The 16,502-nt window shown below is 74.1% G+C and carries 3 protein-coding genes; 2 read left to right on the top strand and 1 reads right to left on the bottom strand.

Features of this window, described 5'->3' with window-relative positions; all coding sequences use genetic code 11:
• Position 1: 1 nt before the first annotated feature.
• Positions 2 to 1,390, bottom strand: a complete 1,389-nt coding sequence (locus G412_RS33830; protein WP_051338246.1) for an MFS transporter — start codon at positions 1,388 to 1,390, stop codon at positions 2 to 4.
• A 130-nt stretch (positions 1,391 to 1,520) separates the two neighbouring features.
• Here G412_RS33830 and G412_RS0110075 point away from each other — a divergent pair, with 130 nt between their 5' ends.
• Together G412_RS0110075 and G412_RS33825 are read left to right on the top strand one after the other, a co-directional pair.
• Positions 1,521 to 9,431 carry a non-ribosomal peptide synthetase gene (locus tag G412_RS0110075; RefSeq protein WP_279626762.1) on the top strand — a complete coding sequence of 2,637 codons (7,911 nt, stop codon included), beginning with the start codon at positions 1,521 to 1,523 and terminating at the stop codon, positions 9,429 to 9,431.
• Positions 9,428 to 16,432, top strand: coding sequence for a non-ribosomal peptide synthetase (locus G412_RS33825; protein WP_051338245.1), 7,005 nt, complete (start codon positions 9,428 to 9,430; stop codon positions 16,430 to 16,432). The genes G412_RS0110075 and G412_RS33825 overlap by 4 nt, the downstream gene beginning before the upstream one ends.
• Positions 16,433 to 16,502: the final 70 nt, after the last annotated feature.

Raw genomic sequence — 16,502 nt, 5'->3', positions numbered from 1 at the left:
CTCAGGTGGCCGCCGTTGCGTCACTGTTACTCCGCGGGCCGCCGTCACCTGCCGGAACGTCCTGCGTACCATCGCTCTCCCGTACGGTGGACTCGCCGGTTTCCCGCCACAGTTGGCGGTAGAGCAGCGCGACGACACCCAGCGAGCCGACGCACAGGGCGCCGCCCGCGGCGACGGCCGCGGACGGGCCGACCGCCGAGGCGGCGAGGCCGGCCAGGACACCGCCCAACGCCGGTGCGGTCATGGCCTGGGCGAGCCAGAGGCTGCTCACCCGGCCCTGGAGGGGGTCGGGGGTGTGCCGCATCAGCAGCGTACGGCGCATGATCTCCGAGAAGGTGTCGGCCAAGCCGCCGAGGGCGAGGAAGAACAGACCGAAGCCGAGCAGCGGACTGAGACCGAACCCGACACAGGCAAGGCCCCACACGGCAACCGCGGCGCACAGCACCCGCCACTGGTGGCGCGTACGGCCCGTCCAGCCGGAGACGAGCGAGGCCACGGCCGCGCCGATCACAGGAGCGGTGGTGAGCAGGCCGACCAACTCGGGCCCGCCGCCGAACCGCTCCTGCGCGAACTGCGGGTAGAGAGCGGTCGGCGTGGCGAAGAGCGCGGCGCACAGATCCACGACGAGCACGGCGGCGACGACGCGGCTGCCCCGGATGAAGGCGAGCCCTTCGCGCAGCGACTCCAGCACTCCGGGCCGCACCGGCACCGCCTCCGCGGCGGCCGGCGGCTCGCTCTCCTTCGCCCCGGTGAGTGGTACGCCGGACGGCGGTGCGTCCGCGCCCGTCGGCGGCATGGGGGCGAGGCGGGTCAGCAGCAGCGTGGTGATCGCCGTGCCGGCAGCCGCGAGGCCGAAGGTGGTGGCGAGGCCGGGTCCGGCGATGAGCACACCGCCGAGCATAGGACCGGCGATCGATCCGAGGGTGGTGGTGACCGTGATGAGCGCACCCGTGGCCGGTATGTGCTCTTCGCTCACGAAGGTGGGCACGACGGCGGTGAGCGCGGTCTCCGCGACCCCCTCGGTGAAACCGAACAGGGCTCCGGAGAGGTAGACGACCCACAGCGCGGGCCGGTCGGCCGCCGCGTTCGCCGACAGAGCGGCGAAGGTGACGACGGCCCAGCCGCTGCCGATGAGGATGAGCCCCCTGCGATCCCTGCGGTCGGCGAGGACCCCACCGACCAGGAATCCGAGCAACAGCCCCGCGCCCAGCACCAGACTGACGGCGCCCACCTGGACCGACGATCCGGTCTGCTCGTAGACCTGTACGACCACACCGACCGAGGTGAGTCCGATGCACAGGAGGGCGAGCACGCGGGTGGCGAGAACCAGGCCGAGGGGGCCGCCGGCCCGCAACGGGGAAAGATCCAGGGCCAGTTCTCTGATGCGCAACGCCGGTCCTCCACCTCTGGGGTTTCCCCCGCCGAGGCGGCAGCCCGGCGAGCGGGCTCACAATAGCAAGATAAGGCTATCCTAAGTTATGGTTCGGCCCATCAGTCATGTTGAGGGGACGTGAACCTTCTTGTCGGGTGCGAACATCGGCCACAGCGCAGACGCGAACGAACGACGCCGGGAGCTGCTGCGTCGTCAACTGGCTGCCCGTGGAATAGCCAGGCAGCCCGGCAGCGAGGACACATCCCCGCAAACTCCCCCGGTCCGGGCAGAGGGACCGGCTCCACTGTCCTCGGCGCAGCGCCGGATGTGGTTGCTGCACCAACTGGAGCCGCACGGCACCGCCTACAACATATGCGTTGCGGTGCGCCTTTCCGGCGAGTTGTCCGTATCCGGACTGCGGCAGGCACTGCGCACCGTCATCGAGCGGCACCACGTCCTGCGTACCGTCTACCGGCCCGGTGAGGACGGCGAGCCCGTCCAGATCCTGATACCGGACGCCGAGCCGGTCATCGGCGAGAGCGACCTGTCGGCGGTCGCACCCGCGGACCGCGAGGCGGCGGTGGACGAGGCCGCGGCCCGGCTGGCGGCGCGCCCCTTCGACCTGTCGGCGGACACGCCCGTCCGTCTGGAGATCCTGCGGCTCGCCGAGGACGCACACGTCCTCGTGCTGGTCGCCCACCACATCGCCTGGGACGACGGCAGCTGGCAGGTCCTGCTCCAGGAGGTCTCCGCCGTCTACACCGGCCGCCCGCTGCCCCAACTCCCCCTCCAGTACGCCGACCTCGCCGTTCGCGAACAGCGGCGCGCGCCCTGGACGGACGCCGACCTCGCCCACTGGCGCGAGCAGCTCGCGGACCCGCCCGCGCCGCTGCCTCTGCCCACCGACTTCCCCCGCTCACCTGACCGGGCCGAGGAGGGCGGGCGGCTGGTCCGTACGCTGCCCGCCGAGCTGCGCGAACGCATGCACGCGCTGTGCCGGGCGGAGGGCGTCAGTCCCTTCATGGCTCTCCTCGCGTCGTTCAACGCGCTGCTGCACCGAGCCGCCGGCGCGCCCGACCTCCTCGTCGGTTCGCCCGCCGTGCTGCGCACGGACTCCGGTGCCGAGCGGCTGGTGGGCAACTTCGGCAACACACTGGTGCTGCGTACGCGGGCCACGCCGGACACCACGTTCCGCTCGTTCCTCCAGCAGGTGCGGGAGGTCTGCCTGGGCGCGTACGCGCACCAGAGCGTCCCCTTCGACACTCTGGTCCAGGAACTGCGCCCGGAGCGCACGGTCGGGCACCACGTCTTCTTCGACGTCATGTTCTCGCTGCGCAGCGACGTCTGGGAGGGCTTCGAGCTGCCCGGCGTGCGGCTGGCCGAACGGCCGGTGCCGGGCAACGCCGCCGCGTTCGACCTGGCCGTCTCCGCGGTGCTGGACGCAGCCGGGACACTGACCCTGGACACGACGTACCGCCGCGACCTGTACCGGGACGAGACGGTCGGGCATCTGCTCGGCCGCTTCGAGCGGCTGCTGGCGGCGGCGCTGGACGCCCCGGACACGCCGCTCGGCGACCTGGACCTGCTCGGTGAGGAGGAGCGGGAGCGGGTCCTGACGACGTGGGGCAGCGACCGGCGCGCCCTGGAGCGCGCCACCATCCCGGACCTCTTCCGGGACCGGGTGCGCGAGAACCCCGACGCCACTGCGCTCGTCTGGGAGGGTGACGGCAGCCGTGAACAGCGGCTCAGCTACGCCGAACTGGACGAGCGGTCCGACCTGCTGGCCGGCGAACTGGCCGCGCTGGGCGCCGGACCGGAGCAGGTCGTCGCCGTGGCCCTCCCCCGCTCGGGCGACTTCCTGGTGGCGGCGCTCGCCGTCATGAAGGCGGGAGCGGCGTATCTGCCGGTCGACCCCGAGTACCCGGCCGACCGTATCGCCCTGATGCTCGGCGACGCCCGGCCGGGCCTGCTGGTCACCGACTCCCGGTCCGCCGGCCGGCTCCCGCAGGGTGAGATCCCCGTCGTCCTCCTCGACGACGCGTCACGCCCCACCGGGGGCACGGGGGCTCCGCCGCGCCCCTCGGCGCCTGACAACGCCGCGTACCTCATCTACACCTCGGGCTCCACCGGGCGCCCCAAGGGCGTCGTCGTCACGCACGAGGGCATTCCGAGCCTGGTCTCCACCATGGCCGAGGAGCTGGGGGCCGGTCCGGGCAGCCGAGTCCTGCAGTTCGCCTCGTTCAGCTTCGACACCTCGGTGTGGGAATGGACGATGGCCCTGCTCACCGGCGCCACACTGGTCGTCGTCCCCGCCGACAAGCGGCTGGGGCCGCCGCTCGCCGAGTTCTGCGCCCGGCACGCGGTCACCCACCTGACGCTGCCTCCGGGCGTGCTGGCGACGCTGCCGCACGAGCGGTCGCTGCCCGCCGGGGCGACGCTGATCGTGGCGGGTGAGGCATGCCCGGCCGAGCTGATGCGACGCTGGTCGGCGACCACCCGGATGTTCAACTCGTACGGCCCCACCGAGACCACGGTCGACGCCACGCTGTGGACCTGCCGTCCGGACCACACGGGCCCGGTCGTGCCGATCGGCGCCCCGGTGCACAACACGGCCGTACGGCTGCTGGACGAGCGGCTCCACCCGGTGCCGCCGGGCTCGCCCGGTGAGCTGTACGTCTCCGGTGACGGGCTCGCCCGCGGCTACCTCGGCCGTCCGGGGCTGACCGCGGAGCGGTTCGTCGCCGACCCGTTCGGCGCCCCCGGCAGCCGGATGTACCGCACCGGTGACCTGGCCCGCTGGACCGCCGACGGTGTCCTGGAGTACCTGGGCCGGGTCGACCACCAGGTCAAGATCCGGGGCTTCCGTATCGAACCCGGCGAGATCGAGCAACTGCTGCGCCGGGAGCCGGGGATCGCGCAGGCGGCCGTCATCGCCCGCGAGGACCAGCCGGGCGACCCCCGCCTCGTCGCCTACGTGGTGCCCGCCGACGCAGCGACCGCGCCCGACACCGACCGGCTGCGCGCGGACTTGGCCGCCGCGCTGCCCGCGCACATGGTGCCCGCCGCGATCGTCACGCTGGAGCGGCTGCCGCTGACCAGCAACGGCAAGCTGGACCGCCGGGCGCTGCCCGCGCCGGTGTACGGGCGTGCCGCCGGCCGGGAGCCGGCCACGGCACGCGAGGCGACGCTGTGCGCGCTGTTCGCCGCCGTGCTGGAGCTGCCGGCGGTCGGGCCGGACGACGACTTCTTCCTGCTCGGCGGCCACTCCATGCTCGCCGCGCGGCTGATCACCCGAGTCGAGGCGGAGTTGGGCATCCGGCCCGCCCTGCGGGCGCTGTTCGACGCGCCGACACCCGCCGCGCTGGCCCGGGTGCTGGACGGCGCCGGAGGCCAGGACCCCGCCCGCCCGGCGCTCACCGCCAAAACGGCCGGTGAGCCCGTGCCCCTGTCGTTCGCGCAGCAGCGGCTGTGGCTGCTGCACCGCCTTGAGGAGCCGGGCCCGGCCTACAACATCCCCACCGCGCTGCGCGTCGACGGGCCGCTGGACACGGCTGCTCTCGCCGACGCGGTCGCCGACGTCGCCGTACGCCACGAGAGCCTGCGTACGGTCTTCCCGGAGCGCGACGGATCGCCGTGCCAGGTCGTGCTGGAGCCGGAGCGTGGCCCCCGGCTGGAGGTGCGCCGCTCGACGCCCGCCGAGGTGGACGCCGATCTGGCCGCCGCGGCGGCGCATGTGTTCGCCCTCGCGGACGAACCGCCGCTGCGTGTCGTCCTGTTCGAGACCGGCACCGAGGAGCACGTCCTGCTCCTCCTGCTGCACCACATCGCCGGCGACGGCCAGTCCCTCCCCGTCCTGGTCCGCGACCTCGCCGACGCCTACCGGGCACGGCTGGACGGCAGGGCGCCGGTCTGGGCTCCGCTTCCGGTGCGGTACGCCGACTTCGCCGTCTGGCAGCGGCAGCTCCTCGGCGACGCCGGTGATCCGCGCAGCCTGACGGCACAGCAGGCCGCGTACTGGAAGGAAGCCCTGGGCGGCGCCCCCGACGAGCTGCGGCTGCCCACCGACCGGCCCCGCCCGGCCGAGTCGTCCAACCGGGGCGGCATGGTCCGCTTCACGGTCGAGGCCGACCTCGCCCGCCGCGTACGGACGCTCGCGGCGTCGCTCGGTGTCACCCCGTTCATGGTGTACCAGGCCGCGGTGGCCGCCCTGCTGACCCGGCTCGGCGCCGGGGAGGACATTCCGGTCGGCACGCCCGTGGCCGGGCGCGGCGAGGAAGCGCTCGACGACCTCGTCGGCTTCTTCGTCAACACGCTCGTGCTGCGCACCGACACGTCCGGGGCGCCGTCGTTCGAGACGCTGCTGCGGCGGGTGCGGGACACGGCCGTCGCGGCGTTCGAGCACCAGGACCTGCCGTTCGAGCGGCTGGTGGAGATCCTCAACCCGCCTCGGTCCACGGCCCGTCACCCGCTGTTCCAGGTGATGGTGGTGCACCAGAGCGGTACGGCCTCCGAGTTGCCGGTGGAGGGTCTGCGGACCCGGCCGCACGTGGTGGCCACCGGCACGGCGACGTTCGATCTGAGCCTGACGTTCATCGAGCGGTTCGACCCGGACGGTGACACGGACGAGGTCGGCGGCTTCGCCGAGTACAGCGCGGACCTGTTCGACGCGGAGACGGTCGAGGTCCTCGCCCGGCGTCTGGTGCGGCTGCTGGCCGCCGCCGTCGCCCGGCCCGAGCTGCCGGTCGGCGACCACGACATCCTGGCGGAGGAGGAGCGGGGCGCGCTGCTGGCACCGCCGGTGGCCGCGCCGGAGGCGCCGCCGCTGCACGAGGCGTTCGCGCGGCAGGTCCGCGAGACGCCGGACGCCGTCGCGCTGGTGCTCGGCTCCCGGTCGGGTGCCGTCGAGCGGGTCACGTACGCCGAGCTCGACGCCCGCGTGGAGCGGATCGTCCGGCTGGTGGCCGCGCACGGCGCGGGCCCGGAGCGGTTTGTGGCCCTGGCGCTGCCCCGCCACGAGACCGTCGCCGCGCTGCTCGGCGTGCTGCGGTCGGGGGCCGCGTTCCTGCCGCTGGACCCGAACTACCCGGAGGAGCGGCTGGCGCAGACCCTGGACGACGCCCGGCCCGTGTGCCTGCTCACCACCCGTGAACTGGCCCGGACCCTCCCCCGCCGGCCGGACCTCCCCGTGGTCCTTGTGGACGTCGTGTACGCGGAGGAGCCGGCGGCGCCGGTCACCCTGGCGCAGGCCGGGCCCGGCGATGCCGCGTACGTCATCTACACCTCGGGCTCCACCGGACGCCCCAAGGGGGTGGTGGTGACCCACGCGAACCTCGCCAACCTGTACGCGGCGCACACCTCGACGCTGTTCCCGCCCGAGGTGCCCGAGGCCGGCGGACGCCGGCTGCGGGTCGGACACATCGCCTCGTTCGCCTTCGACGCCTCGCTCGACCCGGTGTTGCTGATGGTGGGCGGGCACGAGCTGCACGTCCTGGACGAGTCGACGTACCCGGACGCCGAGGCGGTGGCCGCGTACGTCGCCAGGGAGCGCGTCGACTACCTCGACCTCACCCCCGCTCATCTCCAACAGCTCATCAAGCACGGGCTGCTGGACGAGGGCAGGCACCGGCCCGCCCTGCTGGGGCCCGGCGCGGACGCCATGCCGGACTCGCTGTGGCGGGAGCTCGGCGCGCACCCGGCGACGACGGCGTACAACTTCTACGGTCCGACCGAGTGCACCGTGGACTCGGTCGTCGCCCGTGTCACCGGTGAGGGTGCGCCCCGTATCGGACGGCCCATCAGGGGCGCCACGGCGTACGTGCTGGACGACCGACTGCGGCCCGTGCCGCCGGGCGTCACGGGTGAGCTGTACCTCGCGGGCGCCGGTCTGGCCCGTGGATACCTTGGCCGGCCCGCGCTGACCGCCGAGCGGTTCACCGCCGACCCGTCCGGCCCGCCGGGGTCCCGGATGTACCGCACGGGCGACCTGGCGCGCTGGACCGCCGACGGCGAGCTGGAGTGCCTGGGCCGGGCCGACCACCAGGTGAAGATCCGCGGTTTCCGCATCGAGCCGGGCGAGATCGAGGCCGTCCTCGGACGGCACGAGAGCGTCGCGGAGGTCGCGGTGATCGCCCGCGACGACTTGCCGGGATCGCGCCGCCTGGTCGCGTACGTGGTGCCCGCACCGGGCCACGCGGCCGGCACCGACGTGTGGCGCGCCCACGCGGCGGCCCTGCTGCCGGAGCACATGGTGCCCTCGCTGTGGGTGCCCATGGAGCGGCTGCCGCAGTCGGCCAACCGCAAGGTGGACCGTGCCGCGCTGCCGGTGCCCGAACTGCCCGAGCAGAGCAGGGGGCGGGCACCCGTCACCGACGCGGAGAAGCTGTTCTGCGAGCTGTTCGCCGCCCTGCTCGGCCAGGAGACGGTGGACGCCGACGGCAACTTCTTCGAGCTGGGCGGGGACAGCATCATCTCCCTCCAGCTCGTGAGCCGCGCCCGCGCGGCGGGCTGGAAGCTCGGCCCCCGTGACGTCTTCCGCCACCAGACGCCGGCCGCCCTGGCCGCCGTCGCCCAACCGGCGCAGACGGCGCCGGACCGTACGTCCGACGACGGTGTGGGCCGGGTGCCGGAGACGCCGATCATGGCGTGGCTGCGGGAGCTCGCCGAATCGGACCCCACCGCCACCGCCGCCTCCATCGACGGCTACAGCCAGGGCATGACCCTGTGCACCCCGGCCGGGCTGACGTACGAACAACTCACCGCCGTCCTCCAGTCGGTGCTCGACCGGCATCCCGCGCTGCGTGCCCGTCTGGTGCGCGCGGCCGACGGCACCTGGGAGCTGGACGCCCCGGCGCCCGGTGCGGTACGGGCCGGGGACGTGCTGCGGCGCGCCGGGGCGGACCCCGCGACCGAGGCCGCCGCCGCCAGGGACCGGTTGCGTCCCGAGTCCGGCGTCATGGTGCAGGCGGTGTGGTGGGAGCCGGAGAACCGTCTCGTCCTAGTCATCCACCACCTGGTGGTCGACGGTGTCTCCTGGCGGGTCCTGTGCGCGGACCTCGACGCCGCGTGGCGCGGCGAACAGGCCCCGCCCACCGGCACCTCACTGCGTGCCTGGAGCGAGCTGCTGCGCGCGTACGCCCGGCGCGAGGAGACCGTCCGGCAGGCCGACGACTGGGCGCGTGCCCTGAGCGGCGGCGGGACGCCGCTGTCCGGCCGTGCGCTGGACCCGGTCCGGGACACCTCCGCGACCTCCAGCAGGCACACCGTGTCCGTGGACGCCGAGGAGACCGAGGCGCTGCTGACCCGGGTGCCCGCGGCGTTCCACGCGAACGTCGAGGACGTCCTGCTCACCGCGCTGGCCCTCGCCGTCGCCGACCACCGTCGCCTCGCGGGAGTCGCGGACGCGGGCGTGAGCGTGCAGTTGGAGGGCCACGGCCGCGAGGAGACGGTCGCCGAGGGAGTCGACCTGGCGCAGACCGTCGGGTGGTTCACCACCGTCCACCCGGTACGGCTGGACCCCGGTCCCGTCGACCTCGCCGAGGCGCGTGCGGGCGGTCCCGCCGCGGGCCTGGCGCTGAAGGCGGTCAAGGAGCGGCTGCGGGCCGTGGGCGACGGCGGTCTGGGGTTCGGCGCGCTGCGCCACCTCAACCCCGGGACCGCGGAGCGTCTGGCCGCGCTGCCCGTGCCCGAGATCTGCTTCAACTACCTGGGGCGGTTCGGTTCCGGCGACGCGGAGAGCCCGTGGCAGCCGGTCGCCGGTGACGAGGGTTTGTTCCACGGCGTCGACCCGGCGCTGCCGCTCGCGCACGCCCTGGAGATCGACGTCCATGTGGCCGCCGCCCCCGGTGGGCCCAGGCTGAGCGCCACCTGGTCGTACGCGGGCGAGGCCCTGGACGCGGATGTCGTCCGGTCGCTCGCCGACGGCTGGCTGGCGTACCTGGCGGCTCTGGTGGAGCACACCGACCGGCCCGACGCGGGGGGCTGGACGCCTTCCGACCTCTCCCTGATCTCCCTCTCCCAGGACGAGATCGACGACTTCGAAGCCGACTGGAGGCTTTCGTGACTGGCCGCACTGCCGCCCGCTCCAAGCTGAAGGACATCCTTCCGCTGACCCCGCTCCAGGAGGGCCTGCTGTTCCGGGCGGAGCTCGACGACGACGGCCACGACGTGTACGCGGGCCATCTGACGCTGACGCTGCGGGGGCCGCTGGACGAGCCGAGGCTGCGCTCCGCCGCCCAGGCCCTGCTGGACCGTCACCCGGGCCTGCGGGCCGCGTTCCGCCGCAACCGGCAGGGCAAGGCCGCCGCGCTCATCCCCTCGCGGGTGGACGTGCCGTGGAGCTTCACCGACCTGTCCGCGCTGCCGGACGCCGAGCGGGAGCGGGAGACCGAACGGCTCACCGTCCTGGACGCGGAGCGCGGGTTCGACCTCGGGCAGCCGCCGCTGGTCCGGTTCACGCTGCTGCGGCTGGGCCCCGAGCTGCACCGGCTGGTCCTGACGAACCACCACATCGTGCTGGACGGCTGGTCGCAGCCGCTGCTCGTGCAGGAGCTGTTCGCCCACTACACCGGGGGCCGTCCGGGGCCCGCCGCCTCCCCGCGCGTGTACCTGGACTGGCTCGCCGCGCAGGACCGGGACGCCGCCGAAGCCGCGTGGCGGACGGCGCTGGCGGACCTCGACGGCGCGACGCTGGTCGCGCCGGGCGCCTCGGAGTCGGTCACGGTTCAGCCGCGCAAGGTCGTCGTCGAGCTCGACCAGGAGCTGACCGCCTCGGTCACCGCCGTCGCGCGGTCCCGTGGCCTGACCCCGGGCACCGTGGTCCAGGGCGCCTGGGCGCTCACTCTGGCCAGGTCTCTCGGTCGCGGTGACGTTGTCTTCGGCACCATGGTGTCCGGCCGGCCGGCCGACCTGCCCGGCGTCGAGTCGATGGTCGGAGTGTTCGTCAACACCGTCCCGGTACGGGTCACCCTGCCTCCGGCGGAGCCGTTCGCCGACGCCCTGGCACGGCTCCAGGACGAACAGTCCGCACTGGTCCCCCACCAGCACCTGGGCCTGGCGGAGGTGCAGCGGCTGGCCGGCGGCCGGGACCTGTTCGACACTCTCGCCGTGGTGGAGAACTATCCGTTCGACCCCGAGTCGCTGACCGAACTCGCCCCCGGACTGCGCCTGGAGGACGCCGGCGGCGACGAGGGCGTGCACTACCCGCTCGCGCTGACCGTGCTGCCCGGCACCCGCCTGCGCCTCGAACTGGGCTACCGGCCCGACGCGCTGGCCGAGGACGAGGTGCGGGCCGTCGCCGGCCGGCTGCGCCGCGCCTTCGAGGCGTTCGCCACCGCTCCGGACCTGCCGCTGGGCCGCGTCGACCTGCTGGGCGAGGACGAGGCGGGGCGGCTGACCGCGCCCTGCACCGCCCACCCCGTACCGGACACCACTCTCACGGCGCTCCTCGCCGAGCAGGTGGCCCGCACCCCCGACGCCACCGCCGTGGTCTTCGAGGACTCGGAGCTGAGTTACGCCGAACTGGACGCGCTGGCCGCGCGGGTCGCCGGCTGGCTGACCGGGCAGGGCGCGGGCCCGGGCGCGGTCGTCGCGGTCGCGCTGCCGCGCTCCGCCGACCTGGTCGTGGCCCTGGCGGCCGTGCTGCGCGCCGGTGCCGCCTACCTGCCCGTGGACCCCGGTTATCCGGCGGACCGCGTCGCGTTCATGCTGGACGACGCACGCCCGGTGGCCGTGCTGACGGACACCGCGACGCGTGGCCTGCTGCCCGACGCGTCCCCTGTCCTCACCTTGGACGACTCGGAGGCACTTCCGCCTGCGGAGTGCACCCCGCCGTGCGCCGTCCGCCCGGCCGATCCGGCGTACGTCATCTACACCTCCGGCTCGACGGGCCGCCCCAAGGGCGTCGTCGTGCCGCACTCGGCCATCGTCAACCGGCTGCTGTGGACTCAGGGCGAGTACGGCCTCACCTCCGCCGACCGGGTGCTCCAGAAGACGCCGTCCAGCTTCGACGTGTCGGTGTGGGAGTTCTTCTGGCCGCTGATCACCGGCGCGGCGCTGGTGGTGGCCCGCCCGCAGGGCCACCTGGACCCGCAGTACCTGGCGCGGCTCATCCAGGAACAGTCCGTCACCACGGCGCACTTCGTCCCGTCGATGCTGCGCGCCTTCCTCGCCGAGCCGGACGCGGCGGGCTGCACGGGCCTGACGCGGGTGCTGTGCAGCGGTGAGGCGCTCACCCCCGACCTGGTGCGCGGCTTCCACGGCCTCTTCGGCGGCGCGGTCGAGCTGCACAACCTGTACGGGCCCACCGAGGCCGCCGTGGACGTCACCGCCTGGCCATGCCCGGCCGACGGCGGGGACCGCGACGGCGTACCGATCGGCCGCCCGGTGTGGAACACCTCGGCGTACGTCCTGGACGCGGCCCTGCGCCCGGTCCCGGCCGGTGTACCCGGCGAGCTGTACCTGGCGGGCCCTCAACTGGCCCACGGCTACCTGGGCCGGCCGGCGTTGACGTCCGAGCGGTTCGTCGCCGACCCGTACGGTCCGCCCGGCACCCGGATGTACCGCACGGGTGACCTGGCCCGGCGCGGGACGGACGGGGTGATCGAGTACCTGGGCCGGACCGACGACCAGGTGAAGATACGCGGCTTCCGCATCGAACCCGGTGAGATCGAGGGCGCGCTCGCCGTGCACCCCGGCGTGCGGGAGGCCGCCGTGGTGGCCCGCCGCGACCTCGGTACGGACGGCGACCCGGTGCTGGTCGCCTACACGACCGGCCCAGCCGATGCCGCGGAGCTGCGGCGCCATCTGGCGGCGGCGCTGCCGGAGCACATGGTGCCCTCCGCGTTCGTCGTACTGGACGCGCTTCCGCTGACGCCCAGCGGCAAGCTGGACCGCCGGGCCCTGCCCGCGCCCGAGCTCGGCCCGGCCGTGGCGGGCCGGCGCCCGCGCAATCCGTCGGAGGAGATCCTCTGCGACCTGTTCGCGGAGGCCCTCGGGGTGCCCGAAGTCGGCATCGATGACGACTTCTTCGCCCTGGGCGGGCACTCGCTGCTCGCGACCCGGCTCGCCAGCAGGGTCCGCTCCACCATGGGGGTGGAACTGCCGCTGCGGACGGTCTTCGACGCGCCGACGGTCGCCGCGCTGGCGCAGCGCCTGGGTACGCGCAGCACCCGGCCGCCGCTGCGGGCCGGGGAGCGCCCCGATCCGCTGCCGCTGTCGTTCGCGCAGCAGCGGATGTGGTTCCTGTACCGGCTGGAGGGGCCGAACCCGGCGTACAACATGGCGTTCGCGGCGCGGCTCACCGGTGCCCTCGACGCGGACGCGCTGCGGGCCGCGCTCGGTGACCTGACGGACCGGCACGAGGCGCTGCGGACGGTGCTTCCGGACGACGCGGGGACGCCCCGGCAGGTGATCCTCGACGCGGAGTCGGCGCGGCCGGGGCTTGCGGTCACGCCGGTCACCGAGGCGGAGCTGCCCGGCCGGCTCGCGGACGCGGCCTCACGCCCGTTCCGTATCGATGAGGAAGCGCCTTTCGCGGCCGAGCTGTTCGCCGTCGGCCCCGAGGAGCACGTACTGATCCTGGTGCTGCACCACATCGCCGCCGACGGCTGGTCCGCGCTGCCGCTGCTGCGGGACCTGGCGGACGCGTACACCGCACGGAGCCGGGGCGAGCACCCCGCCTTCGTCCCGCTTCCGGTGGGGTACGCGGACCACGCGGTGTGGCAGCGGGCGCTGCTCGGTGACGAGTCGGACCCGGACGGGCTGCTGCACCGCCAGGCGGAGTTCTGGCGCAAGACGCTGGACGGGCTGCCGGAGGAGCTCCCGCTGCCCACGGACCGGCCGCGGCCCGCCGCGCCGAGCCTGCGCGGCGCGACCGTCGACGTCGAGGTTCCGGCCTCCCTGCACCGGGCCGTGCGGGCGCTGGCCCGCCGCTGCGACGCCAGCGTCTTCATGGTGCTGCACGCGGCGCTCGGCACCCTCCTCACCCGCCTGGGCGCCGGTTCGGACATCCCCGTCGGAACTCCCATCGCGGGCCGCGGCGACGACGCCGTCGACGACGTCGTGGGCTTCTTCGCCAACACGCTGGTGCTGCGTACGGACACCTCCGGCGACCCGGGCTTCCGGGAGCTGGTGGCCCGTGTCCGGGAGACCGACCTGGCCGCGTACGCACACCAGGACCTCCCCTTCGAACGGCTGGTGGAACTGCTCAACCCGGCGCGGTCCATGGCCCGGCACCCGCTGTTCCAGGTCATGCTGAGCCACCAGGCGAGGCCGCCGATGGACCTGGCGCTCGGCGAGGTCGCGGTCAGGCAGGAGCCGGTGGACATGGGAACGGCCAAGTTCGACCTGGCCTTCGAGATCACCGAGGAGCACGGCCGGGACGGGATGCGGCTGGGCGTGGAGTACAGCACCGACCTGTTCGACCACGAGACCGTCGCGAACATGGCGATCCGCTTCCTGCGGGTGCTTCAAGCCGTCATCGAGAACCCCGACCGGCCCCTCGGCCGCCTGGAGCTGCTCTCCGCCGACGAACGCCGCCAGGTGCTCGTCGACTGGAGGGGTGACCTGGTCGAGGCGCCGGTGGCGACGCTGACCGAGCTGTTCACCGGTCAGGTGGAGCGGACGCCGGACGCCACGGCGCTGGTCTGCGGCGACATCGCGTACACCTTCGCCGAGTTGGAGCGGCGCACGGCACGCCTGGCCCGGCTCCTGAAAGACCGGGGCGTCGGGCCTGAGCGGATGGTGGCCATGCTGCTGCCCCGGCGGGCCGACACCGTGGTCGCGCTGCTGGCGGTGATGCGGGCCGGTGGCGCGTACGTCCCCATCGATCCGGGCTACCCGGCGGGGCGGATCGAGCACATCCTCCAGGACTCCGCGCCCACGCTGCTGATCACCGCCGGGGCGCTCGCGGGTCTCGCGGGCGACGGCGGGCCGGAGACCCTGATCCTGGACGCGGCGGAAACGCAAGCGCTGCTCTCCGACGAGAGCACCGCTCCGGAAGCGGGCGAGCTGCCGCATCCGCTGCCGCAGCACCCGGCGTACGTCATCTACACCTCCGGTTCCACGGGCCTGCCCAAGGGCGTCGTCGTGGAGCACCGCAGCATCGCCAACCTCTTCCACAGCCACCGCGAGCTGCTCTACCGGCCGACCGTCGCGGCGGCGGGCGGGCGGAGCCTGCGGGTGGCACACGGCTGGTCGTTCGCCTTCGACGCGGCGTGGCAGCCGCAGTTGTGGATGCTGGACGGCCACGCGCTGCACATCGTCACCGAGGACACGCTGCGCGACCCGGACCAGCTGGTGTCGTTCATCGAGGCGAACCGGATCGACTTCATCGAGGTCACGCCCTCGCACGCGATGCAGCTCGCGGGCGCCGGCCTGATCAAGGACGGCCGCTCCCCGCTGCTCGCGCTCGGTGTGGGCGGTGAGGCCGTGCCGTCCCCGCTCTGGCGGGACATGCGCGAGCTGGAGGGCACGGCCGGGTTCAACCTGTACGGGCCGACCGAGTGCACGGTCGACGCGCTGGCCGCCAGTGTGGCGGGCAGCGAACGCCCGCTGGTGGGGCGGCCGACGGCGAACACCACCGCGTACGTCCTCGACGCCCGTCTCCAGCCGGTACCGGCCGGTGTCATCGGCGAGCTGTACCTGGCCGGGGCCGGTCTCGCGCGCGGCTATCTGGACCGGCGTTCGCTGACGGCCGAGCGTTTCGTGGCGGACCCGTTCGGCCCGTCCGGCACGCGGATGTACCGCACGGGCGACCTGGTGCGCTGGATGCCGGACGGCACCATCGACTACCTCGGCCGCACCGACGACCAGGTGAAGATACGCGGCTTCCGCATCGAACTCGGCGAGATCACGGCGGCTCTGGCGGCCGGACCGTCCGTCCTCCAGGCGGCGGTCGACGTACGCGAGGACGGCCCGCGCGGCAAGCACATCGTCGCCTACGTCGTCCCGGTGGCGGGCGCCGAGTTCGACCCGTCCGCGCTGCGCGCCGAGTTGACCCGGATGCTGCCGGACTACATGGTGCCGTCGGTGTTCGTGGAGCTGGACGCGCTGCCGCTGACCGACCACGGCAAGCTCGACCGGCGCGCGCTGCCCGCCCCGCAGGCGGTGGAGTCGCGGACCGGCCGGGGACCGCGCGACCTCACCGAGGCCCTGGTCTGCGAGATCTTCGCCGAGGTACTGGACCTGCCCGAGGTCGGCATCGACGACGACTTCTTCGGCCTCGGCGGCCACTCCATGCTGCTGGTACGGCTGCGGGACCGGCTGCAGCGCGCCACCGGACGGCAGATGGCGGTGGCGGACCTCTTCCGTCATCCGACGGCGGCAGCGCTCGCGGGCCGGCTGCGGTCCGCCGGGGGCACGGACCAGGGACTCGACGTGCTGTTCACGCTGCGGTCCTCGGGCGACCGGGCGCCGCTGTGGTGCCCGGCGCCCGCGACGGGACTCGGCTGGCGGTACGCGGCACTGCGGGCGCACGTTCCGCAGGAGGTTCCGATCCACGCCCTCCAGGCCCCGAACCTGGCGGGCGGCCCGGCCGTGGAGTCCCTGGAACAGCTCGTCGACGCCCACCTGGCGGAGCTGTCCCGGCTCCAGCCGCACGGTCCGTACCGGCTGCTGGGCTGGTCGCTTGGCGGTGTCGTCGCCCACGCCCTGGCATGCCGTCTCCAGGAACGCGGGGAGCGCGTGGAGCTGCTGGCGCTGCTCGACTCCTGTCCCGGTGGCGGGGACGAGACCGGGGACTCGGCGGCGGGCGAGGCCGGCGCGGCTGCCGTTGAGGCGGCGGTGGACGGGCTGGGTCTGGAAGAGGCGACCGTGACGGCCATGCAAGCCAACTACGCGGCGTCCACCGGCCTGTTGTCGGCCCACTCCTCCCCCCGGTACCGGGGCACGCTGTTCCACTTCCGCGCGTCGGACGCCCCACGGCCCGCCGAGGACTGGGCGGCGTACACCGATGGCGAGGTGGTCGTGCACACCGTCGCGGACGACCACGACGGTCTGCTGGACCCGTCGGCGCTGCGGAGGATCGCCGCGGTGCTGTCCGAGCACACCGACAACTGGCAGTAGGCATACGCGAGGAGGCCGCCCTCCCGCCCGTAAGGGTGGGGAGGGCGGCCTCCTCGCATCAGGGGCGCGT

Source organism: Streptomyces flavidovirens DSM 40150 (genome assembly GCF_000429085.1).
Classification (GTDB): Bacteria; Actinomycetota; Actinomycetes; order Streptomycetales; family Streptomycetaceae; genus Streptomyces; species Streptomyces flavidovirens.
Note: the sequence above shows the minus strand (reverse complement) of the source record. Positions and strands in the feature narration are given on the sequence as shown.